This is a genomic window from Mesorhizobium sp. WSM1293 (assembly GCF_000513875.1).
GTDB classification, from domain to species: domain Bacteria; phylum Pseudomonadota; class Alphaproteobacteria; order Rhizobiales; family Rhizobiaceae; genus Mesorhizobium; species Mesorhizobium ciceri.
In genome coordinates, this window is sequence record NZ_AZUV01000005.1 from 257999 (window position 1) to 282082 (window position 24084).

A 24084-nucleotide genomic window follows, 5' to 3' on the forward strand; every position below is an offset into this window, starting at 1 on the left:
GCGCCAAAAGCCAAGGAATTCCCGGTGACTGACTGGGCTGCAACAGGGAAGGCCGGAAGCCGCTTGAAAGCGTGCTTCCGGCCTCTGTCGATCCGGGAGGAAGGGACGTTACACCCGGTCGGCCTCGTTGCGGTGCCTGTTGTGCAATCGGCGCCGCCAGTCCTTGATCCTGGAATGGACCTTAGCGCCGGCTGCCTGAACGCGCGCCGAAGTGCCGGTTCATCTGCCGTTCATCAAGGGTCCGGCCGCCGTGGCTTTTGCCGCCAGGTGAAATCTTGAAATGCTTTCCAGCGCTCCCCAAATGTCTCGTGCGGTCGCCAATGTCGGGGCCGCTGGCCCACCCGAAACGCCGCTCAAGGGTTTCGCACCGGCCATACGCAAACCATGTTGCTCAACAGGAGAACACCTCATGCGTCACGTTGATTTTTCCCCGCTTTATCGCTCGACCGTCGGCTTCGATCGTCTGTTCACGATGCTCGATTCGCTTGCGCAGCCGGATGGCGCGCAGACCTACCCGCCCTACAACATCGAGCGCACCGGTGAGGATTCCTACCGGATCTCGATGGCGGTTGCCGGCTTCTCTGACGAGGAAATCTCGATCGAAGCCCATCGCAACGTGCTGACCGTCAAGGGTGAGCGCAAGGACGAGGGCACCGGCGAAGGCTCTGAACTGCTCTATCGCGGCATTGCCTCGAGAGCCTTCGAACGCCGCTTCCAGCTTGCCGACCACGTCGAAGTTGTCGGTGCTTCGCTGAAGAACGGCCTGCTGTTCGTCGACCTCAAGCGCAACATCCCCGAGGAGCTGAAGCCGCGCAAGATCGCCATTACGGCGTCTTCGGCCAAGGCCAAGCAGATCGAGGCCAAGACCGCTGCCTAAAGTACAAGTCTCCTCCCGAGACGGAAGCGGCGCCGAAAGGCGCCGCTTTTTTGTTGTCGGGGATTTCGGTATCAGGCGATCAGCTGGCCAAAACGGTCGACCTCATCGGCCGTCGTCGCGAAGCTGGTGACGAAGCGATACAGCAACTCGTCCTCGCTGATGTGGCCGTCAAAGCCGTGCGGCTTGTGCCAATCATAGAACGCCGCACCCGCTGCCTGCAGCTTTTCAGCTTCGGCTTTCTTGATCACTGCGAAAACCTCGTTTGCCTGCGGCAGCCATGCCAGCTTGGCCGTGGCCGAATCCTCGATCGCGGCGGCAAGGCGTGCGGCCATGGCGTTGGCGTGGCGGGCGGTGTCCAGCCACAATCCGTCTTTGAAATAGGCCTCGAACTGCGCCGCGACGAAGCGCGATTTCGAAAACAGCTGGGCGGCGCGCTTGCGCAGGAACGCCAATTCCCTGGCACGATCAAGATCGAACAGCACGATCGCTTCGGCGCACCAGCAGCCATTCTTGGTGCCGCCGAAGGACAGGATGTCGACGCCGCGTTTCCAGGTCATTTCGGCTGGCGACGTGTCGAGCGCGACCAGCGCATTGGCAAAGCGGGCGCCGTCCATGTGCAAGGGCACCGAATATCGTTTGGCGATCGCCGCGATCGTCTCGATCTCATCCAGGCCGTAGATAGTGCCGACCTCGGTCGACTGGGTGATCGAAACGGCCATCGGCCGTCCCCAATGGACGATTTCCGGTGCGAAACGGCCGATGGTCCTTTCCAGATTGTGCGGATCGATCTTGCCCAGCGCGCCATCGATCTCATGCAGGCGTGAGCCGCCGGAAAAATACACCGGCGCGCCGCATTCGTCCTCGATGACATGCGATTCGCGATGAGCAAAGGAAATGCCGCCCGGCTTGTTGTAAGCGGTCAGCGCCAGCGAGTTGGCGGCCGTGCCGGTGGCGACGAAGAACACCGCGACCTCGCGTTCGAAAATCTCGCTGAAGCGCTGGTAGACTGCCTGGTCGAGCGCTCCGTCGCCATAGGCGGTGGAAAAGCCGCCGGCATTGGCCGACAGGCCGGCGGCAATGTTGGGGTGGGCGCCTGCCCAATTGTCGGAAGCGAAGAACATGCATCTGCCTATGTCTTGGGAGAACGGGGGGTTGGGGAAAATCAGACTGAAGTTGACCGGTTTCGCGTGCTGATCGCAAGGGCCAGGCGCCGGAAAAACGGTAAAGCCAGCCAACGGGCAAAGCCCAAGCCGACGACTGAAGCTTACGTTTTTCCTCAGCTTCACGACATTTTCTGTCGCGAATGCCCCAAGTTTTTTGCAAATCGGTCTTGTGTGCGTCCGGGATTTCTGCCATAAAAATTTAGGACAGTAGTGCTGTCTTATTTTGTCGCACAAAACGAGCTGGATTGGCGTATCATTTGGGCCTCTCCGGCTGTTGCCGCGAGCGACAGGTGGACAGCCAGACTCTGGCCTGTACGATTACCGGATGCGATCCATGCGGAAAGCCGCCTGGTTCGACAGGATTTCGCAAGACGTGCCACAAGGATCAGGGTGAGCCAAGCGCTTGCCGAGGCAAACCAGCGCCTGAATGGCTGGGAAGGAGGACAGGAGATGACGGACATGACGCACTCTGCGACGAACGGCCAGGCCGCGCAGACGAAAGCGGCAACCGTCAAAACCACCTTGCGATCCAATATTGGCCGAAGCGCCAACGGATTTTCCGCCCAGGGCCTCTACGATCCGCGCAACGAGCATGACGCCTGCGGCGTCGGCTTCATCGTCAACATGAAGGGCGTGAAGTCGCATCAGATCGTCGAGGACGGGCTGGCTGTGCTCGAAAACCTGACGCATCGCGGCGCTGTCGGCGCCGATCCGCTGGTCGGCGATGGCGCCGGCGTACTGGTGCAGCTTCCCGACCAGTTCTTCCGTGAGGAGATGGCAGCCCAGGGCATCGAGCTGCCGCCGGCGGGCCAGTACGGCGTCGGACACTGGTTCATGCCGCAGGACGCGGCCCTTCGCGCCCATATCGAGGACATCATTGCCGAATCGGCGCAATCCGAGGGACTTCCGCTCATCGGTTTCCGTGACGTGCCCGTCGACAATTCGTCGCTGTCGAAGGCGCCCGACATCGTGGCATCCGAGCCGTTCCATCGGCAGATCTTCATCGGCCGCACGCCAGACATTACCGATGACGAGGAATACGAGGCCAGGCTCTATCTGCTGCGCAAGGTCATCTCGGGCCGCATCTATGCCGAGAACGACAACAAGGACATCGGCGCCTATTGCGTGTCGCTGTCGGCGCGCACCATCGTCTACAAGGGCATGTTCCTGGCTTATCAGGTCGGGGCCTACTACAAGGACCTCAAGGACCCGCGCTTCGAAACCGCGCTGATCCTCGTCCACCAGCGCTTCTCGACCAACACGTTCCCGTCATGGAAGCTGGCGCATCCCTACCGCATGGTCGCCCACAATGGCGAGATCAACACCGTGCGCGGCAACAACAACTGGATGGCTGCGCGCCAGGCGTCGGTCGATTCCGAACTGTTCGGCAACAACATCTCGAAGCTGTGGCCGATTTCCTATGACGGCCAATCCGACACCGCCTGCTTCGACAATGCGCTCGAGTTCCTGTTCCAGGGCGGGTACAGGCTCAGCCATGCCATGATGATGCTGATCCCAGAAGCCTGGGCCGGCAACAAGCTCATGGATGCCGATCGCAAGGCCTTCTACGAATACCATGCGGCATTGATGGAGCCGTGGGACGGACCGGCGGCGGTGGTCTTCACCGATGGCCGCCAGATCGGCGCCACGCTCGACCGCAATGGCTTGCGCCCGGCACGCTACATCGTCACCGACGATGACCGCGTCATCATGGCCTCGGAAGCCGGCGTGCTGCCGGTGCCGGAGGAGAAGATCGTCAAGAAGTGGCGGCTGCAGCCTGGCCGCATGCTTCTGATCGACCTGGAGAAGGGGCGCATCGTCTCCGACGAGGAGCTCAAGTCGGAGATCGCGACCAAGCATCCCTACAAGACCTGGCTCGCCAACACGCAGCTGATCCTCGAAGATCTGAAGCCGGTCGAACCGCGCGCGTTGCGCAAGGATGTCAGCCTGCTCGATCGCCAGCAGGCATTCGGCTACAGCCAGGAGGACACCAAGCTGTTGATGTCGCCTATGGCGACGACAGGCCAGGAAGCGGTAGGCTCGATGGGCACCGACACGCCGATCTCGGCGATGTCGGACAAGTCGAAGCTGCTCTACACCTATTTCAAGCAGAACTTCGCCCAGGTCACCAACCCGCCGATCGACCCGATCCGCGAGGAGCTGGTGATGAGCCTGGTGTCCTTCATCGGGCCGCGGCCCAACATCTTCGACCTTGTCGGCAATTCGCGCCGTAAGCGGCTCGAAGTGCGCCAGCCGATCCTGACCAATGGCGATCTCGAAAAGATCCGCTCCATCGGCCACACCGAGGACCGTTTCGACACCAAGACGATCGACATCACCTATGGCTCCGCCGAAGGCGCCGCGGGCATGCAGGGCGCCATCGATCGGTTGTGCGAGCGGGCGGAGGCGGCGGTTGCCGGCGGCTACAACATCATCATTCTGTCCGACCGCCAGGTCGGGCCCGACCGCATCGCCATCCCGGCGCTGCTGGCGACGGCGGCGGTCCATCATCACCTGATCCGCAAGGGGCTGCGCACCTCGGTCGGCCTCGTCGTCGAATCCGGCGAGCCGCGCGAAGTGCATCATTTCTGCTGCCTCGCCGGCTATGGCGCCGAGGCGATCAATCCCTACCTCGCCTTCGACACGCTGCTCGACATGCACAAGCGCGGCGAACTGCCGAAGGAAGTGGACGCCTACGAAGTCGTCTCGCGCTACATCAAGTCGATCGGCAAGGGCATCCTCAAGGTGATGTCCAAGATGGGCATCTCGACCTACCAGTCCTATTGCGGCGCGCAGATTTTCGACGCCATCGGCCTGAAGACCGATTTCGTGCAGCAATACTTCACCGGCACCGCGACGCTGATCGAAGGCGTCGGCCTGGACGAGATCGCGGCCGAGACGCTCAGCCGCCACAATGACGGTTTCGGCAACGACCCCGTGCTGCGCAACAGCCTCGAGGTCGGCGGCGAATACATGTTCCGCATGCGCGGCGAGGCGCATATCTGGTCGCCAGATGCTGTCGCCACCTTGCAGCACGCCGTGCGCCAGGGATCGTGGGAAACCTTCAAGGACTATTCCGCCCAGATCGACAGCGAGACGGCCCGCGCCCAGACCATTCGCGGCCTGTTCAAGCTCAAGCTGGCCGGGGAAACCGGCCGCAAGAAGGTGGCGCTCGACGACGTCATGCCGGCGGCCGACATCGTCAAGCGGTTCTCGACCGGAGCGATGTCGTTCGGCTCGATCTCGCGCGAAGCGCACACGACGCTGGCGCGCGCGATGAACCAGATCGGCGGCAAGTCGAACACCGGCGAGGGCGGCGAAGAGGCCGACCGCTATCTGCCGCTGCCGGGCGGCGGCAAGAACCCGGAACGCTCGGCGATCAAGCAGATCGCCTCGGGACGTTTCGGCGTCACGGCCGAATACCTCGTCAACTCCGACATGATGCAGATCAAGGTGGCGCAGGGTGCCAAGCCCGGCGAGGGCGGTCAGCTGCCCGGCCACAAGGTCGACGCCACCATCGCCAAGGTCCGGCATTCGACGCCGGGCGTCGGCCTGATCTCGCCGCCGCCGCATCACGACATCTATTCGATCGAGGATCTGGCACAGCTGATCTACGACCTGAAGAACGTCAATCCGGCGGCCGACGTGTCGGTCAAGCTGGTGTCGGAAGTCGGCGTCGGCACGGTTGCGGCGGGCGTCGCCAAGGCACGTGCCGACCACATCACCATCTCTGGCTATGACGGCGGCACCGGTGCCTCGCCGCTGACGTCGCTCAAGCATGCCGGCAGCCCGTGGGAAATGGGCCTTGCCGAGACACACCAGACGCTGGTGCTGAACGGCTTGCGGTCGCGCGTTGCGCTGCAAGTCGATGGTGGCTTGCGCACAGGGCGCGACGTCATCATCGGCGCGCTGCTCGGCGCCGACGAGTTCGGCTTCTCGACCGCACCGCTGATCGCGGCCGGCTGCATCATGATGCGCAAATGCCATCTCAACACCTGTCCGGTCGGCGTCGCGACGCAGGATCCGGTGCTGCGCAAGCGCTTCAAGGGCACGCCCGAGCATGTCATCAACTTCTTCTTCTACGTCGCGGAAGAGGTGAGGGAGCTGCTCGCCGAGATGGGCTACACCCATATCGACCAGATCATCGGCGACACCGATCTTCTGGAAAAGCGCGACCTGATCGTGCACTGGAAGGCGCGCGGGCTCGATTTCTCGAAGATGTTCTTCAAGCCGGATGCGCCGCATGAAGCGGTGCACTGGACCGAGCGGCAGAAGCACCCGATCGACGACGTGCTCGACCGCAAGCTGATCGAACTGGCCAAGCCGGCGCTCGAGAGCAAGCTGCCGGTCAAGATCGAGGTCGATATCCGCAATGTCGACCGCTCCGCAGGCGCCATGCTGTCGGGCGAAGTGGCCAAGCGCTTCAAGCACAAGGGCCTGCGCGAGGATACGATATCGGTGAAGCTGACCGGCACTGCCGGCCAGTCCTTTGGCGCCTTCCTGGCGCGCGGCATCTCGTTCGAGCTTGTCGGCGCCGGCAACGACTATGTCGGCAAGGGCCTGTCGGGCGGCCGCATCGTCATTCGGCCGCCGGAAGAGGCCAAGATCGTCGCGGCTGAATCCATCATCGTCGGCAACACGGTGCTCTATGGCGCAACCGAGGGCGAAGCCTATTTCGCCGGCGTCGCCGGCGAGCGTTTCGCCGTGCGCAATTCGGGCGTCGCCGCCGTCGTCGAAGGCGTCGGCGATCATGGCTGCGAGTACATGACTGGCGGCATCGTCGTCGTCATCGGCAAGACCGGCCGCAACTTCGCCGCCGGCATGTCTGGCGGCGTCGCCTACGTGCTCGACGAGGCGGGCGATTTCGCCGAGCGCTGCAACATGGCGATGGTCGAGCTGGAGCCGGTTCCGGAAGAAGACGATCTGATGGAGAGGCTGCTGCACCATGGCGGCGACCTCGACCACAAGGGTCGCGTCGACGTCTCCGGCGACATGACCAGCCATGACGAGGAGCGGCTCTACCAGCTGATCTCGAACCATGTGCATTACACCGGGTCGGTGCGTGGCCGCGAGATTCTCGACGACTGGGCGACGTTCCGGCCGAAGTTCCGCAAGATCATGCCGGTCGAATACCGCCGCGCCCTGATCGAGATGGAACGCATGCGCATGGGCGTCGCGGCGGAATAGGCTTTGCAATGGCCGGGGAGCCCAGGCTTCCCGGCCCATCTTCACCGACAGTTTGACCTCCGGCGCAAGGTTGCCATGGCTGCCTCAAGGGGTTAACGGGTGCGGCGAAAACCGCACCATCTGGACAGCAGGAACTGGACTATGGGCAAGGTAACAGGCTTTCTCGAAATCGACCGGCAGGTGCACAAGTACCAGCCGGCCTCCGACCGCATCCGGCATTTCCGCGAGTTCACGCTGCCGATGTCTGACAAGGAGGTCGAGAAACAGGCCGCGCGCTGCATGGATTGCGGCATTCCGTTCTGCCACGGGCCGACCGGCTGCCCGATCCACAACCAGATTCCAGACTGGAACGACCTCGTCTACAATGGCGACTGGGACAATGCGATCCGCAACCTGCATTCGACCAACAATTTCCCGGAGTTCACCGGCCGCATCTGCCCGGCGCCTTGCGAGGAAGCCTGCACGCTGAACCTCGAGGACATTCCCGTCGCCATCAAGACGGTCGAGCAGGCGATTGCCGACAAGGCCTATGAAACCGGCCATATCAGGCCCTATCCGCCGGAGAAGAAGACCGGCAAGCGGGTCGCCGTCATCGGCTCCGGCCCGGCCGGCATGGCGGCTGCCCAGCAGCTTGGCCGCGCCGGTCACGACGTCCATGTCTACGAGCGCGAAAGCCGGCCCGGCGGGCTGATGCGCTACGGTATTCCCGACTTCAAGATCGAGAAGCACTATATCGACCGGCGCATCGAGCAGATGCAGGGCGAGGGCGTGACCTTCCATTGCGGCGTCAATGTCGGCGTCGACAAGCCGGTTGCCGAACTGCTCGCCGAACATGATGCCGTGCTCTATTGCGGCGGTTCCGAAACGCCGCGCGCGGCCGGTATTCCCGGCGACGATCTCGGCGGCGTGCATGACGCGATGCCCTATCTGGTGCAGCAGAACAGGCGGGTAGGCGGCGAACCGATCCAGTCGGTGGCGTGGCCGTCGCATCCTATCATCGCCGGCGGCCAGCATGTCGTCGTCGTCGGCGGCGGCGATACCGCGTCCGACTGCGTCGGCACCGCTTTCCGCCAAGGTGCGGTGCGCGTCACACAGCTCGACATCCGCCCGCAGCCGCCGGAGAAGGAAGACAAGCTTTCGGTCTGGCCATACTGGGCGACGAAGATGCGCACCTCGTCCTCGCAGGCCGAAGGCGCCGAGCGCGAATTCCAGGTGGCGACGCTCGAATTCATCGGCGAGGAAGGCCAGCTGACCGGCGTCAAGTGCTGCGAGGTCGACGACAAGCGCAAGCCGATCGCCGGTACCGAATTCGTCATTCGTGCCGATCTCGCTTTCATCGCCATCGGCTTTGCCGGGCCGGCCGCGGCCGGTGTGGCGAGGGAATTGGAGGGTGAGATGAAGATCGCCACCGACAGCCGCCGCTCGCGCAATGTCGAGGCCAATGACCGCGACTACAAGACCAGCGTCGACAGGCTCTATGCGGCCGGCGACGTGCGTCGTGGCCAGTCGCTGGTCGTCTGGGCGATCCGCGAGGGCCGCCAGGCGGCGCGCGCGATCGACGAGGCGTTGATGGGGTCGAGCGTTCTCCCGCGCTGAGCCCGGCCTCAGAGCCGCGCTGCGACACTAACGATTGATCGCGGTCGTGGTGTCGGTCGCGGCTGCGGCCTTCGGTGGCCAGGAGAAGTCGTCGGCGCGGCCGGGCGATGCAATCGGTGCCTTGCCCTCGACCACAAGCTTTTCACCGGGCAGGTCCGGATTGGCCTTTGCCGGCGGTGCCGCGCCAAGCAGCTCCGAGCCGCCGTCGAGTGCCGGATCGCTGAGCAGCATCGGCGCAGTGCGGTCGATGACGATGGGGGGCGCGGCCGGCGCCGGCGTCTCGACAGGGGCGCCCGCCGGAGCGGACGGTGTAATCATGCTTCCCGGCGCGGTCAGGCCGAGGATCTTCAGCAGCGGTTTTTCGGTGTAGAAGGCGAGCTTGCGCTTGCCCGCCTTCGAGATATTGATGCCGTCATCGGCGCGCAGCCGCACCGGCTGGCCGTTGATGTCGGGGCCGCTGGTGACGAAGGCGCCGTTCTCGTCGACAAAGCCGTCCCAGATATCGACGAATTCGCCGCCATGGCTTTCTGCGGCCTGATGGTAGATGTCGTTGAAGGCAAGCATATCCGAGGTCATCTTCGGCACCCGGAACGCCGGCATGCCGACCCAAAGGAAGGGGACCTTGGCCGCGGCGATGGCTTTGCCCAGCGCGTCGGTTCTGCGTTCATATTCCTTGGTCCAGTTCTCGGAGCGTGGCTGTTCGCGCACGTCGCCCACCTTCATCGACTGGCGGTCGTTGGAGCCCAGCATGACGATCACGGCGGCGGGTTTTTCGGTCTCGATCAGCGATTTGATCTGTTCGGGCCAGTTGTAGAAATCATCGCGCACGAAGCCGGACGAGCCATTGCTGCGAACGACGATCCTGACGCCGGCATTCTCTGCGAAAGCGGTGTCGAGGCCTTCGGCGAGGCCGGCCGCCATGAAGTCGCCGACCACCAGGACGGTGCGGGCGTCCGGCGCCTTGTCGACCACCGGGATTTCCGGTTCCGCGGGCGGGCGCGGGGCGCGGGGTTTTTTCGCCTTGGGCCTGGGCCTCGGCTTCTGGATATCCAGGGGCGGCTCAATGCGCTCGCTGCGGCGCGGAAACAAAAGGTCGCGCAACGACCAGCCGCGGTTTTGCTGCTCCTGCGCCATGGCCGGCGCATGAAAGGCGCCAGCCACGCCGACGGCAAGCACGACCACGGCCAGGACGAGCACCGGCATGCGACGAACAAGCCCTGCGATGCGCGCAGCCGAAGCCAATCGTTTCCTCCGTCCCTTGGCGCAGTCCTGCCGAAAAACCGCATCGGTTTCTCGGCAAATGCCGCGCCAGATTGCTACAGTGTCCTTTGCGCGCCTGGAAGGCCGCGCGGCACCGCAGGCGGCTCTATTTCTGCCGGAGCCACTTCAGCACTTCCATGCTCGGATAGCCGTCCTGGGTCAAGCCGGCCTTGGCCTGGAAGGCCATGATGGCAGTCTTCGAGCCGTCGCCGATCTTGCCGTCGAACTTGCCGTCGTAAAGGCCATGCTGGGAAAGCCGCTTCTGCAGCTCCTGTCTTTCCTCGAAAGTAAGCTTGGTGAAAGGCCGCTTCCAGTCCTGCACCAGACCGCTCGAGCCGGCGATTTCGTCGGCAAGAAGGCCGACGGCCAGCGCATATTTGTCGGCGTTGTTGTAGGCCTTGATGACCGTGAAATTCTTGATCATCAGGAAGGCTGGCCCGCTGCGGCCGTCCGGCACCTTCAGCGTCGCCTTGTCGGAGCCGTTCTTGAACGGCTTGCCGTTGGCCCTGACGACGCCGAGCGCCTGCCACTGCGACAGTGTCTTGGAACCGCCGGGAAGTTTTCCGGCTGGCAAGGCGACCTCATAGCCCCAGGTCTTGCCGGCTTGCCAGCCATTCTTCTTCAACAAATTGGCTGATGTCGCCAGCGCATCGGGGATCGAATTCCAGATGTCTCGCTTGCCATTGCCGTCCATGTCCACGGCATAGTGCAGATAGCTGGTCGGGATGAACTGGGTGTGGCCCATGGCGCCGGCCCAGGATCCGCTCAGATGGCTTTCGTCGATGTCGCCGGTCTGCAGGATCTTCAGCGCGGCGATCAGCTGTGTGCGGGCGAATTTCGCCCGCTTCGGATCGGCGTAGGCCAAGGTCGCCAGCGAGCGCACGACGTTGCGCATGATGTCGTCGCGCTTGAGGATCTCGCCATAATTCGATTCCATCGACCAGATGGCCAGCAGGATGTAACGGTCGACGCCGAACCTGGCCTCGATCCGATCCAGCCACGGCTTCCATTTCCTGGCCATCTGCTGGCCGACGGCGACGGACTGATCATGGACGCGGTTGTCGAAATAGTCCCAGGCAGGGGCCGTGAATTCAGGCTGCGTGCGCGCCTTTTCCAGCACCACGGGATCGATATCCCTGATGTTCCTGAAGGCCTGGTCGTAGAGGGCGCCGGAAACGCCGCTCTGCACGGCGGTGGCGCGGAAGCCGGCGACCCATTGCCGGAAACCGGCATCTGCGAAAGCGGGGCCAGGCATCAGCAGAGCGAGCGATAGGCTGGCTGCCGCCATGACGCTGGTAAAAATTTTTGCGGCATTGCGAACGGACATCTTTTCCTCCTTCTCTGTCTCAGGAAAGACCATTCATCGCCGAACCAGGTTAGGAATTAGTTTACCATAGGTGCCACCGGGAACGAAAAGACGCTTCGAAGCTTTACCGGTGGACGTTCCCCTCAGTTTCCCAGTAATCCCCAATTCCGGCGTGAAAATGTCTTGAAACGGGGATTGCGGAGCTGGCCCTCAAACGGATAATTGAAAGCATGAAGAGAGTTCGCAAGGCAGTCTTCCCGGTCGCCGGTCTCGGCACACGGTTTCTTCCGGCCACCAAGGCTGTCCCCAAGGAAATGCTGACCGTCGTCGACCGGCCGGTGATCCAGTATGTGGTGGATGAGGCGCGCGAGGCCGGCATCGAGCATTTCATCTTCGTCACCGGTCGCAACAAGGCCGTCATCGAGGACCATTTCGACATCCAGTTCGAACTCTATGACACGCTGGCCCAGCGCGGCAAGGACGACCAGCTCGCCCGCCTGCAGCGGCTGCAGCCGGCGCCGGGGCAGACCAGTTTCACACGCCAGCAGGTGCCGATGGGACTTGGCCACGCCGTCTGGTGCGCCCGCGAGCTCGTCGGCGACGAGCCCTTCGCGCTTTTGTTGCCCGACATGATCATGCAGTCGGAGAAGAGCTGCACGAAGGCAATGGTCGAGCTCTACGAGGAGACCGGCAACAACATCATCGCGGTGCAGGAATGCGATCCCGCCGAAACCCACAAATACGGCATCGTCGGCCGCGGCGAGGACACGCATCACGGCTTCCGTATCACCGAGATGGTGGAAAAGCCGAAGGCCGGCACCGCGCCGTCCAACCTCTACATCAACGGCCGCTACATCCTGCAGCCGGAGATCTTCAAGATCCTAGAAGGTCAGGAAAAAGGCGCCGGCAACGAGATCCAGCTCACCGACGCCATGCTGAAGCTGGAAAAGCAGCAGCCTTTCTACGGCTACCACTATCGAGGCCGCACGTTCGACTGCGGATCGCCGGAGGGTTTTGTCGAGGCCAATGTCGCCTTCGCGCTGTGGCGCAGCGACATGAACGAGAACATGGCGGGCGTCATCCGGACGCTTCTCGACGAGCTGAAGCCGTCAGAGCGCCGTGGCGCTGCGTTTTAAAACATCCTAGCGAGCGGCCGGATGTCGTTGGTGCGGCCGTTCAGCGCTGCACCTTGACGCCGAGGAAGATGCTGTTGGCGGTGTAGTCCCGGCCCGGCAGGTTGCTGGTCAGTTTCTCGGTCCTCACTCTTGTGGTCAGGCCCGCGTAGCGGTTCAGCCACCAGGTCAGGCCGGCCTCGGCGCTCAACACCCTGTCATGGCCGTCGATGCCGATGTAATCACGCCAGTCGAGACCCAGAGCCGCGTTGGCGGTGAGGTTGGCGCGAATCTGGCGTTCGCCTGTCAGGCGACCGGAATAGAGGATGTCGCCGCTCTCGCCCGATGTGGTCGTGGGCTCGACGGTGGTCCGCCCGGTCAGGCCGATTATGGTGCCGCGCTCGGGTGACCATTTGAGGTCGGCGTTGACGGTGGCACCCGAGATCGCATCAAGGTTTTTGTCGTCGATCGCTTCCCTGAGCCAGCCGGCCGAGAATTCGCCCGACAGCTTCTCACCCATGTCGAGTGCAAGGCCGGCGCGGGCGCCGAGCCGCGTCGACGAGCGCTCGAAGCCTTCATTGTCGATGCGTTGATCATAGGTCCGGCGGCCGACCTCGATTTCGGTGAAGGGGGTCAGGGCGGGGGAGATCTCGTAGCCGGTGCGCAACGTCGCCGTGTAGAGCGTCGAGTCCTGATCCTTCTGCGACAGCGAGGTGCCGTCCGAGAGCTTGGCGTCGCCGTAGAAGTCGTGCGAGACCGCGCCGGTCAAGGTGTACTGCATCTTGCCGAGATGCTTTTCGACGGCCAGGCTGCCATCGATGGTCTGCCGCAGCGGCTGCTTGCTGACGCCGGCAATGGCGTCCGGCGATGATGCCGATTCCGGCACGGCCTCGTAGCCGAGCTTGGCGATGGCGCGCAATTCATTGTCGAGATCGACATTGAGCTGGCCTTCGATGCGGCCTTGCTCGTCGTGAACCGGGTAACCCGAGACGGTCTCGCGAAAAAGGCCATAGCCGTCGATCGTGGCGGAGTTCTCGCGCCAGTCGGAGGCGGCGGAAAAGCGCAGCGCCGTCTCGGACAGCAGCGCCGACTTGCCTGCACTGCTCGAATCGCCGTTCGAGGTGGCGGTCAGGCCCTGTTCGATCGTCGGCCGGATGACGAAGGAGCCCCATTTGACGCCGGTGGCGGCAAACGGATCATCCTCCAGCTTCTTCTTCTGGCCTTCGATGGCGTCCGTACGCTCCGCTCCTGGGTCGAGCTTCTGCCTGTCGGCGCTGTCGATGGTGAGTGCGCGGCGGTTGGCCGTGTCCGCATCGGTCTCTGCAGCATCGGTGGCGTCCGCCGTTGAGGCGGTCGTGGAAGCGGTGATGTCGGAGGTGTCGGCCGTCGATTTCTTCTTCTTTTTCGACTTGTCGGCAGCCTTGTCCTTGGCTTGGTCAGCCGCATTCTGCCTGGCGGCCGATGAGCGGCGGCGCGGCTTGGGCGGCGCCGCCGTGTCGGCGGACGTGTCGTCAGTGGCTGCCGGCGGGTCAAAGAGGCTGCCGGTCGCGGTGGCGTCGCCAGCGTCGGCGTCATCAGGCACGGCACCGGCGCTGGCCGGCAGATAGGTGCGGGCCGGCGTATTGTCCTGCGCGGCGTTGGCCGGCTGTTGACCCTGCGCTGCCAAGGCCAGCTGTCTCGCCTTGCGCTGCTGGTCGGACAGGATCGCCGATTCCGAAACTTCGCCGCGCAGTTCGGTTTCCTGGGCATGGAGCGCCGTTGGGCGCAGCAAGGCAAACATGCTGGTTGCCAGCAGCAAGGCGCAGACCGCCTTGCCCCCACGTCGCGTCGAATTTTCTGGCTGGACCCCGGACATCGCCACCACTGCTTGCGCGGCGCACGCGCGCCATACTTACCGAACCGTAAATGGGGATGGTTAACGGAGGGTTGAGGCAGCGGCCCGTCAGCTGCCTGAAGCGCTGATTTCCAAAGGGATTCATACTGCGTGCGTTTCTCGCCTGCCGTCGTCTGAAACCACCGCACACGTTTGGGCGATATGCCTGGGGCCATTTCCGTTGGACAGCGCGCCGGCAAAGCGCTAATCGCATCAGCCATGCATGCGGGATCCCTGGATAAGAAGCCTTTGGACAGGCAAGCCTCGATCGCTTCGGCGCTGAGGACGGTGGCGACAGAACAGGCTGGTGTCGCAGCCCTCGCCGAGGCGCTGGAGAATGGGCTGGCCGCGCCTTTCGCCCAGGCGGTCGAGATGATCTCGGGGATTGAAGGCCGGCTCATCGTCACCGGCGTCGGCAAAAGCGGCCATATCGGTTCGAAGATCGCGGCGACGCTGGCCTCGACCGGCACGCCGGCTTTCTTTGTCCATCCCGCCGAAGCCAACCACGGCGATCTCGGCATGATCGCCAGGGACGACGCCATCATCGCCATGTCGTGGTCGGGCGAAAGCAAGGAACTGATGGGCATCGTCGCCTATTCCAGGCGCTTTTCCATTCCGCTGATCGCCATCACCGCCGGAGAGACATCGGCGCTGGCGCGGGCGGCGGACGTGGTGCTGCTTTTGCCGCGCGCTCCGGAGGCCTGTCCGCACGGCCTGGCGCCAACGACATCGACACTGCTGCAACTGGTGATGGGCGACGCGCTGGCGATCGCGCTGCTCGAAGCACGCGGCTTCACGCCGGACCATTTCCGCACCTTTCACCCGGGCGGCCAGCTCGGCGCCAATTTGACGCAGATCCGCGAGATCATGCATGTCGGCGACAGGCTGCCGCTGGTGGTTGCGGGCACTGGCATGCAGGACGCGATCCTGGAACTGTCGCGCAAAGGATTTGGCTGCGTCGCGATCACCGATGTCGACGGTGCGCTGGTCGGCATCATCACCGATGGCGACATCCGCCGTCACATCGGCAGCAATCTGCTGGCGATGACGGTGGATCAGGTGATGACAAGAGGTCCGAAGACCGCGACGCCGGACACGCTGGTGGCAACGGCGCTGCAGACGATCAACAATTCAGCCATCACCAGCCTGATGGTGGTGGAGGGCCGGAAACCAGTCGGCCTCATCCACCTGCATGATCTGCTGCGTATCGGCGCCGCCTGAACGTTCAGACCGCCTCGACGGTCAGTTCCAGATCCGTATCGGCCGCACCCGTCACGCGCACTTGCGTGCCGGCCGGCAGGTCAGGGCCGGAGACACGCCACAGTGTGTCGCCCAGCTTGATGCGGCCGCGCCCGTCACGGATCGGTTCGGCAAGTGTCGCCATCCTGCCGACCATTTGCGCGCCGCGCCGGTTGAGCAGCGGCTGATCGGTCGGGTCGTTGCGGCTGCCGACCAGCTTCTTGCCGACATAGGCCGAGACCAGCGACAGCGCCAGGAAGGCGAGGACCTGGACCTGCCATGTCCAGAAGCCGGTGTCCCAGATCAGCAGCGACACAGCGCCGATGATCAGCGCGGCGATGCCGATCCACAGCATGAAGATACCCGGCGCGATGATTTCCATCACCAGCAGGACGAAACCGAGAACCATCCAGTTCCACGGGCCGAGTTCGGAAACGATGCGGTCGATCATTGGTTTCGACCTCAGTTGTCGGTTGGGCGAACGACTGGCGGGCGCGCGGCCTGCCTCTGCGAGCCGGTCGTGCCCTCGCTGCGGAAGACTTCCTTGGCGATCTCGCCAATGCCGCCGAGCGAACCGATCAGCGACGATGCCTCGAAGGGCATCAGCACGATCTTGCTGTTGGTCGCGGTGCCGATCTTGCCCAACGCTTCGGTGTATTTCTGGGCGACGAAGTAGTTCAGCGCCTGCACATCCCCTTTGGAGATCGCTTCCGACACCACCTGGGTGGCGCGGGCCTCCGCCTCGGCCGAACGCTCGCGCGCCTCGGCATCGCGGAAGGCGGCTTCCTTGCGGCCTTCGGCCTCGAGGATCTGCGACTGCTTGAGGCCTTCGGCGGCAAGGATCTGGGCGCGCTTGTTGCGTTCCGCGGTCATCTGCCGGCCCATCGATTCGATGAGGTTGGCCGGCGGGTTGATGTCCTTGATTTCGACCCGGGTGATCTTGATGCCCCACGGGTGGGCCGCTTCATCGACGACGCGCAGCAGGCGCTCGTTGATGGCGTCGCGGTTCGACAGGAGTTCATCGAGATCCATCGAACCCATGACGGTACGGATGTTGGTCATCGTCAAATTGAGGATGGCGTTCTGCAGGCCGGAAACCTGGTAGGCGGCCTGCGCGGCGTTGAGGATCTGGAAAAAGGCGATGCCGTCGACACCGACGATGGCGTTGTCGCGAGTGATGATTTCCTGGCTTGGAACGTCGAGCACCTGCTCCATCATGTTCATCTTGGCGCCGATGCGGTCGATGAACGGGTAAATGAAATTGAGACCCGGGCTCAGTGTCTTGGTGTAACGGCCAAAGCGCTCCACCGTATAGTTGTAGCCTTGCGGGATTGTCCTGATGCCTTTGATCAGCAGCACCAATACCAGAAGGGCAAGTGCACCAACCGCAATATCGAAACCACTGAAATCCATTTGGCTCTCCCTCAGACGAAGGCCGCACAAGCCATTCTCGCGCGGCCGACTTCACCAAAGACTTAAGTGTGTTTCAGATGCGTTACAATCAGGTGATGACGGATTGTTTGCGGGTGCGATCAGCGGTTGAAGGCAAACAATCTTGCATCCGTGTCCTCCAGCCCGTTGATCGAAGCCGGGACAATCTCGGAAGCGATCTGCGAGAAGGTGATGCCGTTGCCGCCGTAGCCCATCACCGCATGGATGCGCGGGTGGCGGGGAATGGCACCGATATAGGGCAGGCCGGTGGTTGTGGTGCCGAACGAACCGGTCCAGGCAAAATCGGGCCTGGTGTCGAGATGCGGAAATACCAGGCCGAACTTCTCGGCGATGCGTGTGCTCTTGTCGGCGATCAGCTCGTCGCGCCGCGCTTCGTCGACAAAATCCTCGTCCTCGCCGCCGCAAATGACCCGGCCGTCGATCGTCGTGCGCATATACAGATACGGCTCCGACGCTTCCCAGATGAACGCTGCGTCCGGCCAGAGCTTTCGCGGTTGCGGGCGTGTTGCGATCGCCCATGTCGAGATGATCCGGTGGGCCGCGGCCGGCACGATCTCCACAAGTTCGTAGCCGGTGGCCAGAACAACATGTCGCGCGGTTATGGTCGGGCCATCCCTGGTCGCGACGACAACAGCTTCGGCGCTATCCTCGATCACTGTCGCTTCGACGGGGGCGTAGAAGCGGGCCTTGCGCTGAAGGGATTTCAGCAGCAGGCCAGCCGTCAGCTTACGCGGGTCGAGCGCGATGTTGCCGTGGCTGAGAATGGCGCCTTCGCGGTCGATGCCGAATGTCTCCGCCAGCGGCGCCGGCGTCAGATGGGTCGCGGCGATGCCGGCTAGCCGCCGTGCCTTGGCCTCGTCGCGCAGTTCCGACGGACCAAGTATCGTGCCAGACAGATAGAGCGACGGCGTCCGGCTCAGGCCACAGTTGATGCCGAGTTCGGCGATGCGTCCGGCGAGATTGGAGACGGCGAGCCGCGAGCGCCGCCAGGCCTGCTGCGCCGAGGCTCTGCCGATCATCTTCGAAAGCGTGGAGAGAGGCTGGTCTATTTCGAATGCCACCAGTGCGGTGGTTGCGGCCGTCGAGCCCTTCAGCGGACCGCGCCGGTCGATACAGATCACCCGATGGCCATCGGCCGTCAGCGCCTCGGCCATCATGGCGCCGCTGATGCCCATGCCGACGACCAGCACATCTGCCTTGACGTCCCGGACCAGGCCGTCCGTCGGCACCGCAGGCGCGCGATAGGCTGACCAGACGGGCTGGCCAGTTCTGAGGTCGAGTTTGCGGGACATCGCATTCTCCGGCGGCGCGCCTTAACGCCCCGGAGCTTGTGTTGTTCCGGAGTTAGAGCGGCGAGCTGCTCTAACTCCCGTTGACGAAATTCCCAAGGGAAAGCGCTATTCGCTTTTCCCGGGAAAACCGTTTCACACTTTTCCTGGAATTTCTCCTAGACCCAGCCAGACAGTTCGCGCCGCACCATCGCCTCGATCACCGCCATCCCCTCCGCGCTGTCGTTGAGGCAAGGGATATGGGCGAAATTCTTGCCGCCGGCATGGTGGAAGGTTTCGGCCGCCTCGCGGCCGATCTCATCCAGCGTCTCGATGCAGTCGACGGAAAAGCCGGGATTGACGACGGCGATCGACTTGACGCCGTCCTGTGCGAGTTTCTCCACCGTCTTGTCGGTATAGGGTTGCAGCCATTCCTGCGCGCCGAAGCGCGACTGGAAGGTGATGATCAGTTTCTTGTCATCCCAGCCGAGCCGTTCGCGCAACAGCCGCGTCGTCTTCTGGCAGTGGCAATGATAGGGATCGCCCTTCTCGAAATAGGGTTTTGGAATGCCGTGATAGGAGGTGATGACCACCTCCGGCTCGAAATCCAGCGTCGCCAGATGCCGTTCGATCGAACGCGCCAGCGCCTCGATATAGACCGGCTCGTCATAGTAGGGCGGCACGCTGCGGACGGCCGGCGCGCGGCGCATCTTCATCAGCGCGCGAAACAGCTGGTCGTTGGCTGTTGCCGTGGTCGTCGCCGAATATTGCGGATAGAGCGGAAACGAAAGAATGCGATCGCAGCCCTGGTCGGCCAGACGCTGGGCAATGCTTGCAGTCGAAGGATTGCCGTAGCGCATCGCCCAGTCGACGACGACATCAGGCAGGTCGCGCAGCGCTTCGGCCAGCTTTTCGGCCTGGGCACGGGTGTAGGTGCGCAGCGGCGACTCGTTCTTTTCCCGGTTCCAGATCCGGGCGTAATTGGCGCCGGACTTCTTGGGGCGCGTGGTGAGCACAAGTCCATAGAGGATCGGATACCAGATCGCCCTGTTGAGCTCGATGACGCGCGGATCGGACAGGAATTCACGCAGATACCGCCACATCGGCTTGAAATCGGTGCCATCGGGCGTGCCCAGATTGACCAGCATGACGCCGATCTTGCCCGCCTTGACCGGCGGATGCCCAGCGGGCAACGGGCCGAGCGCTTTTGCGACCTTGGGATCGGCAGGGGTGGGAAGCGTCATAAGGGTTCTCCGGGAGACGCGAACCTAACCATCTTGCGCGCGCATTCAATGCAGCGTCTGGCCGCACCTTAAAGCGGATTGTCCGAATGGATTCAGACGGCCCGCTTTAAGTCTTTGTTTTTATGCATGTCGTTCTCCCAAAACCGAGGTCACTTTTGAGCGACATGCATTAGCCCGAAAACAGGACGCCCGTCCGGTTTTCGGACGGGCGGTGTCATTCAGGCATATAAGCGAGCTATTTCGGCGGAATGGTCAGCGTTGCGCCGACAGGAAGCCGGCGGGGCTCGTAGCCCTTGTTGGCGCCCGAAATGACCTTCCACCTGGCGCCGTCGCCATAGGCTTTCTTGGCCAGATCCCAATAGGTGTCGCCGGCAACGATGACATGGCTGGCTTCCGCTGGCGCGGCCTCAGCAGGCTTTGCCGGCTCGGCCGGTGCCGGCGCGGCTGGTGGCGCTGGCGGGGGAGGTGCTCCTTCCGTCGATATGGCCGGTGGTGTGTTGGCTATATCGCCCGAGTTGGCCGGCAATTCAGGCATTGCCGGTGCCGCTTCGGCAGGCTTGGCGGCTTCAGCCGGTGCGGGCGCCGGGGTGGCCGGCGCTGCTTCGGCTGGCTTGGCCGGATCGCTTGCCGGGGCCGCAGGCGCCGCGGCGACGGTCGCGGCTATTTCGGTGATGCGGCCGTCGAGCTTCGGCGTATAGGGCCGGTGGGCGCCGAGATAGTCTGCAACCACCTGTTCGAGGCCGGGGCCGTAGTCGTAGGCATTCCTGGCCTTGTCGGCAAAGACCTTGTAGCCGTCGCCGCCCTGGCGAACATAGTTGTTGGTGGCGACCAGATAGTCCTTCTCCGGCTTGATCGGCGTCCAGGCACCGCCTTCCATGACCTCCACCGATTTGACCCGGCCGGCATTGGGCGCAACGGATTTGTCGAAGGAATATTTCAGGCCGGCGACCTGGGGGAAGCGCCCGGCGCCGTCCTCGACCTGACTGAGACCGCCCTCGAGGCCGGCCACCAGATCCTTGCCCGAAATCTGGAAGGTCGCCAGCGTGTTCTGGAAGGGCAGCACGGTCAGCACCTCGCCCATAGTGACGGTGCCCTTGTCGATCGAGGCGCGCAGGCCGCCGCCATTGGAGATGACGATCTCGACGCCCTGTCCCTTGACGCGGTCGAGGATGGCGTCGGAGACGAGATTGCCCATCGCGCATTCGCGGGTGCGGCAGCTCTCGCGACTGCCGTCGATGACGTCGGTGGTTTCGGCCACTTCCTTGTTCTTCAACGCCTCGATCGGCGCCCCAAGCTCCTTGATGCGGGCGAGCACGGCCGGGTCAGGGGTGATCGACTTGTCGAGATAGATCGGGTCGCCGCTGGCCGATTTGACGACGCCATTGTCGTCGAACACCACCTTGAACTCGCCGAGATATTTCGAATAGGAGGCCGCCTGCACCACCGGCACCTTGTAGCCGTCCGGATTGTCGACCATCGTCGGGTAGGGGCCTTCCGCCTTCGGGTCGGTGTTCGACAGCAGGGAATGGCTATGGCCGCCGACGACGACATCGATGCCCGGGATCTTGGCGATGACGTCACGTTCGCGCCTGTAGCCGATATGGGTCACGGCGATGATCTTGTTGACGCCTTCGCCCTTGAGCTTCTCGACTTCGGCGGTGATCGACTTGACGTCGTCCTCTATCGCGACGTTGGGTCCGGGAGACGCGAGATCCGGCGTGTCGTTGGTGATCGCGCCGATGATGCCGATCTTCTGGCCGCCGACCTCGACGACAACAGATGGCTTGACGCGGTCGCCGAGCTTGGATTGCGCGTTGGCCTTCACATTGGCGCCGAGCACGGGGAACTTGATCATGTCGAGGAACGGCGCCAAGGCGGCCTCGCCGTCGTCGAATTCATGGTTGCCGAGGGCCATGGCATCGAACTTCATGTCGTTGAGGAATTCGCCTTCGACCTTGCCCTTATAGGTCGTGTAGAACAGCGAGCCCTGGAAATTGTCGCCGGCGCTGAGCAGCAGCACGTTCTGGCCTTCCAGCTTCTTGCGTTCTTGGGCGATCGCGGTGATCAGCCGGCCCGCGCCGCCGATGCACTCGCCCTTGGTCTCCTCGTCCGCCGAGCAGGTCGATTCATATTTGTTGTTGCCTTCGATGCGGCTGTGCCAGTCGTTGATATGCAGGATGTTCAGCGTGTAGTCGGCAAAGGACGCGCCGGCCGACAGGCCGAGGGTTGAGGCTGACAGGGCTGCAATGGCGGCAAGCTTCTTCATCTTCGTCTCCCGGAAAGCTGATCAGAGGCCATTAGCGCTCTTGCTTGACTGGAACATAACAGCCGGCGCTTTGGCCATGTTCCCATCGCGTTCCGGATGACGCAAGCGGAATCCGGGACCCTTTGCCGGCACAAAAAAGGACGGCGGCCAACCGGCCGCCGTCCTTGGAAAATGGTCGTGGGTTCAGACGCGCCTTGTCAGCACGAAATTCTGACCGCTGGAGCTCGTGCAGTTGAGCTGGCTTGTCGACACCATCAGGCAGTTGAAGCTGACCGCGGTCTGGCGGATCAGCGAGGTGCCGTTGATCTGCACCGATGTGGCGCCGGTCATCGTGTAGCTGCCGTCGGCAAGCTTCTGGCCGGTGTCGGTGGCTACCGTCGTGAAGGTGCCGCCGGTGAAGGTCGACAGGCCGGTGCCCTTGGCGTCGATCCACGAGCCCTCGACGCCTTTCGGCGCCGCTGCCATCGGCGGTTGATCGGGGCCGCTGGTCGCACAGGCGGCGAGCATCGCCGCAATGGCACCCGCCACGCTCATCGAAAGAATTTTGCGCGCAATGATCATGTGAAAATCCTCTCCTCTCGCTTCGGCCCAAAAATCGGAAATCGATTTTCGACAAGCACGAGGCGTGCATCCAAGTTTCCAGAGCGACGTGCGTCCAGATGAATACGTATCGCTATGGTCCGCATCCCTTCAATCGCCCGATTTCCGGGCGATTGCAAGGCAGTGAGGCAGGTGGGCGGTGCTGCTATCGCACAAGGATGTTGCGGAACTGCCACGGGTCGTTCCGGTCGAGGTCTTCCGGGAACAGGCCGGGACGGTTATCGAGCGGCGTCCAGTCGGTGTAGTAGCCCTTGACCGGTCCGAGATACTGGGACTGCACTTCCAGGCACCGCCTGTAGTCCATCTCGTCGGCTTCGACGATGCCGGCCTTGGGATTCTCCAGCGCCCAGACCATGCCCGAGAGCACCGCCGAGGTGACCTGCATGCCGGTGGCGTTCTGGTAGGGGGCCAGCTTGCGCGCCTCGGCGAGCGACAGCTGCGAGCCGTACCAGTAGGCATTCTTGTCGTGGCCGTAGAGCAGCACGCCGAGTTCGTCGACGCCGTCGATCAACTCGTTCTCGTCGAGCACATGATGCACCGGCTGAGGCTTGCCGGCGGCGCCGAACATCTCGTCAAGCGACAGCATCGCGTCGTTGCAGGGATGATAGGCATAGTGGCAGGTCGGGCGGTAATGCACCTTGCCCTTCTTCGAACGCACGGTGAAGAAATCGGCGATAGAGATCGCCTCGTTATGCGTCACCAGCAGGCCGTATTGCGCGCCGGGCGTCGGGCACCACGAGCGCACGCGCGTGTTGGCGCCCGGCTGCTCCAGGTAGATGGCTGCCTTCGAGCCGTGCTTGTGCTTCTTGGCGTTCTTCGGCATCCATGACTCGTGTGTGCCCCAGCCAAGCTCCGCGGGCTGCAGGCCCTCGGAGATGAAGCCTTCGACCGACCATGTGTTCCAGAACACATCCATCGGTTTCGGCTTCTTGGTGCGCTGGGTGTCGCGTTCGGCGATGTGGATGCCCTTGACGCCTGCCTTCTTCATCAGCTTGGCCCAGCCCTCGCGGTCGTCCTGCGCGGGCTCCGAGAACTCCAGGCCAAGATCGGTGGCGAGATTGACCAACGCCTGCTTGACGAACCACGAGACCATGCCTGGATTGGCGCCGCAGGTGGAGACCGCCGTGGCGCCGCCGGGCTTGTCGTGCTTTTCCTTGAGCAGCGACTCGCGCAGCGCGTAATTGGTGCGGCTGGCGTTATCGGCCTTGGCGTCGAAATAGAAGCCGAGCCACGGCTCGACGACGGTGTCGATGTAGAGCACGCCGAGCTTGCGGCAGAGCCGCATCAGGTCCACCGAGCCGGTATCGACCGACAGGTTGATGCAAAAGCCCTGGCCGCCGCCATTGGTCAGAAGCGGGGTCAGGAGCTTCTTGTAGTTCTTCTCGGTCACCGCTTCCTGGACGAAGGTGATGCCGCGCTCGTCGAGCAGCTTGCGGTCGGTGTCGCGCGGATCGATAACCGTCATGCGCGACTTGTCGAACTTGAAATGGCGTTCGATCAGCGGCAGCGTTCCCCGGCCGATCGAGCCGAAGCCGATCATCACGACAGGGCCGCTGATCTCACCGTAAACGGGCCAGTTTTCATTCGCCATTTTATCGAGCACTCCTTCAAAGCCCAGGAAACTGGGAAAACGCACACACA

16 protein-coding genes are annotated in these 24084 nt (G+C 63.2%); 5 read left to right on the plus strand and 11 right to left on the minus strand.

Features of this window, described 5'->3' with window-relative positions; genetic code table 11:
• Nucleotides 1-409 precede the first annotated feature (409 nt).
• Nucleotides 410-877 carry an Hsp20 family protein gene (locus M729_RS0109180; RefSeq protein ID WP_013529716.1) on the plus strand — a complete coding sequence of 156 codons (468 nt, stop codon included), beginning with the start codon at nt 410-412 and terminating at the stop codon, nt 875-877.
• 71 nt (nt 878-948) lie between these two features.
• Here M729_RS0109180 and M729_RS0109185 read toward each other — a convergent pair whose 3' ends face one another.
• The gene (locus M729_RS0109185) at nt 949-1998 is read right to left on the minus strand and encodes a low specificity L-threonine aldolase (RefSeq protein WP_013529717.1); all 1050 of its coding nucleotides are present in this window, start codon (nt 1996-1998) and stop codon (nt 949-951) included.
• Between the two features lie 492 nt (nt 1999-2490).
• Between M729_RS0109185 and gltB the strand changes: the two genes are divergently transcribed.
• Together gltB and M729_RS0109195 are read left to right on the plus strand one after the other, a co-directional pair.
• Nucleotides 2491-7227: a glutamate synthase large subunit gene (gene gltB / locus M729_RS0109190; protein WP_027161397.1), complete on the plus strand. Its 4737-nt coding sequence runs from the start codon at nt 2491-2493 to the stop codon at nt 7225-7227.
• 141 nt (nt 7228-7368) lie between these two features.
• Nucleotides 7369-8823 carry a glutamate synthase subunit beta gene (locus tag M729_RS0109195; protein WP_013529719.1) on the plus strand — a complete coding sequence of 485 codons (1455 nt, stop codon included), beginning with the start codon at nt 7369-7371 and terminating at the stop codon, nt 8821-8823.
• A 27-nt stretch (nt 8824-8850) separates the two neighbouring features.
• Here the strand turns inward: M729_RS0109195 and M729_RS0109200 are convergent, their stop codons facing one another.
• Nucleotides 8851-10065: a DUF459 domain-containing protein gene (locus M729_RS0109200; RefSeq protein ID WP_013529720.1), complete on the minus strand. Its 1215-nt coding sequence runs from the start codon at nt 10063-10065 to the stop codon at nt 8851-8853.
• Nucleotides 10066-10189: 124 nt separating this feature from the next.
• Nucleotides 10190-11410, minus strand: coding sequence for a lytic murein transglycosylase (locus M729_RS0109205; RefSeq protein ID WP_027161398.1), 1221 nt, complete (start codon nt 11408-11410; stop codon nt 10190-10192).
• A gap of 209 nt (nt 11411-11619) precedes the next feature.
• Between M729_RS0109205 and galU the strand changes: the two genes are divergently transcribed.
• Nucleotides 11620-12525, plus strand: a complete 906-nt coding sequence (gene galU / locus M729_RS0109210; RefSeq protein ID WP_013529722.1) for a UTP--glucose-1-phosphate uridylyltransferase GalU — start codon at nt 11620-11622, stop codon at nt 12523-12525.
• 40 nt (nt 12526-12565) lie between these two features.
• Here galU and M729_RS0109215 read toward each other — a convergent pair whose 3' ends face one another.
• Nucleotides 12566-14356 (minus strand): outer membrane beta-barrel protein, encoded by a 1791-nt coding sequence (locus M729_RS0109215; protein ID WP_027161399.1) that lies wholly within the window; start codon nt 14354-14356, stop codon nt 12566-12568.
• A gap of 237 nt (nt 14357-14593) precedes the next feature.
• Between M729_RS0109215 and M729_RS0109220 the strand changes: the two genes are divergently transcribed.
• Nucleotides 14594-15595 carry a KpsF/GutQ family sugar-phosphate isomerase gene (locus tag M729_RS0109220; RefSeq protein WP_024502733.1) on the plus strand — a complete coding sequence of 334 codons (1002 nt, stop codon included), beginning with the start codon at nt 14594-14596 and terminating at the stop codon, nt 15593-15595.
• Nucleotides 15596-15599: 4 nt separating this feature from the next.
• Here the strand turns inward: M729_RS0109220 and M729_RS0109225 are convergent, their stop codons facing one another.
• The 7 genes from M729_RS0109225 to M729_RS0109255 all read right to left on the minus strand — a co-directional run bounded on the left by M729_RS0109225 (nt 15600) and on the right by M729_RS0109255 (nt 24034).
• Nucleotides 15600-16064, minus strand: a complete 465-nt coding sequence (locus M729_RS0109225; protein ID WP_013529725.1) for an NfeD family protein — start codon at nt 16062-16064, stop codon at nt 15600-15602.
• A gap of 11 nt (nt 16065-16075) precedes the next feature.
• Entirely contained in the window at nt 16076-17026 is a 951-nt protein-coding gene (locus M729_RS0109230) for an SPFH domain-containing protein (RefSeq protein ID WP_013529726.1), read from the minus strand.
• Between the two features lie 119 nt (nt 17027-17145).
• Nucleotides 17146-18357, minus strand: a complete 1212-nt coding sequence (locus tag M729_RS0109235) for an FAD-binding oxidoreductase (protein WP_027161400.1) — start codon at nt 18355-18357, stop codon at nt 17146-17148.
• 155 nt (nt 18358-18512) lie between these two features.
• Nucleotides 18513-19577 carry a ferrochelatase gene (gene hemH / locus M729_RS0109240; protein ID WP_027161401.1) on the minus strand — a complete coding sequence of 355 codons (1065 nt, stop codon included), beginning with the start codon at nt 19575-19577 and terminating at the stop codon, nt 18513-18515.
• A 235-nt stretch (nt 19578-19812) separates the two neighbouring features.
• On the minus strand, nt 19813-21843 hold the full coding sequence (locus M729_RS0109245) for a bifunctional UDP-sugar hydrolase/5'-nucleotidase (protein ID WP_027161402.1): 2031 nt from the start codon (nt 21841-21843) through the stop codon (nt 19813-19815).
• 183 nt (nt 21844-22026) lie between these two features.
• Nucleotides 22027-22404: a hypothetical protein gene (locus M729_RS0109250; RefSeq protein WP_013529730.1), complete on the minus strand. Its 378-nt coding sequence runs from the start codon at nt 22402-22404 to the stop codon at nt 22027-22029.
• A 184-nt stretch (nt 22405-22588) separates the two neighbouring features.
• A complete protein-coding gene (locus M729_RS0109255; RefSeq protein ID WP_027161403.1) occupies nt 22589-24034 on the minus strand; it encodes a homospermidine synthase in 1446 nt (481 codons plus the stop codon).
• Nucleotides 24035-24084: the final 50 nt, after the last annotated feature.

Coding starts and splice junctions, on each gene's coding strand:
- M729_RS0109180 (WP_013529716.1), top strand. CDS start 410: ATGCGTCACGTTGATTTTTCCCCGCTTTATCGCTCGACCGTCGGCTTC.
- M729_RS0109185 (WP_013529717.1), bottom strand. CDS start 1,998: ATGTTCTTCGCTTCCGACAATTGGGCAGGCGCCCACCCCAACATTGCC.
- gltB (WP_027161397.1), top strand. CDS start 2,491: ATGACGGACATGACGCACTCTGCGACGAACGGCCAGGCCGCGCAGACG.
- M729_RS0109195 (WP_013529719.1), top strand. CDS start 7,369: ATGGGCAAGGTAACAGGCTTTCTCGAAATCGACCGGCAGGTGCACAAG.
- M729_RS0109205 (WP_027161398.1), bottom strand. CDS start 11,410: ATGTCCGTTCGCAATGCCGCAAAAATTTTTACCAGCGTCATGGCGGCA.
- galU (WP_013529722.1), top strand. CDS start 11,620: ATGAAGAGAGTTCGCAAGGCAGTCTTCCCGGTCGCCGGTCTCGGCACA.
- M729_RS0109215 (WP_027161399.1), bottom strand. CDS start 14,356: ATGTCCGGGGTCCAGCCAGAAAATTCGACGCGACGTGGGGGCAAGGCG.
- M729_RS0109220 (WP_024502733.1), top strand. CDS start 14,594: ATGCATGCGGGATCCCTGGATAAGAAGCCTTTGGACAGGCAAGCCTCG.
- M729_RS0109225 (WP_013529725.1), bottom strand. CDS start 16,064: ATGATCGACCGCATCGTTTCCGAACTCGGCCCGTGGAACTGGATGGTT.
- M729_RS0109230 (WP_013529726.1), bottom strand. CDS start 17,026: ATGGATTTCAGTGGTTTCGATATTGCGGTTGGTGCACTTGCCCTTCTG.
- M729_RS0109235 (WP_027161400.1), bottom strand. CDS start 18,357: ATGTCCCGCAAACTCGACCTCAGAACTGGCCAGCCCGTCTGGTCAGCC.
- hemH (WP_027161401.1), bottom strand. CDS start 19,577: ATGACGCTTCCCACCCCTGCCGATCCCAAGGTCGCAAAAGCGCTCGGC.
- M729_RS0109245 (WP_027161402.1), bottom strand. CDS start 21,843: ATGAAGAAGCTTGCCGCCATTGCAGCCCTGTCAGCCTCAACCCTCGGC.
- M729_RS0109250 (WP_013529730.1), bottom strand. CDS start 22,404: ATGATCATTGCGCGCAAAATTCTTTCGATGAGCGTGGCGGGTGCCATT.
- M729_RS0109255 (WP_027161403.1), bottom strand. CDS start 24,034: ATGGCGAATGAAAACTGGCCCGTTTACGGTGAGATCAGCGGCCCTGTC.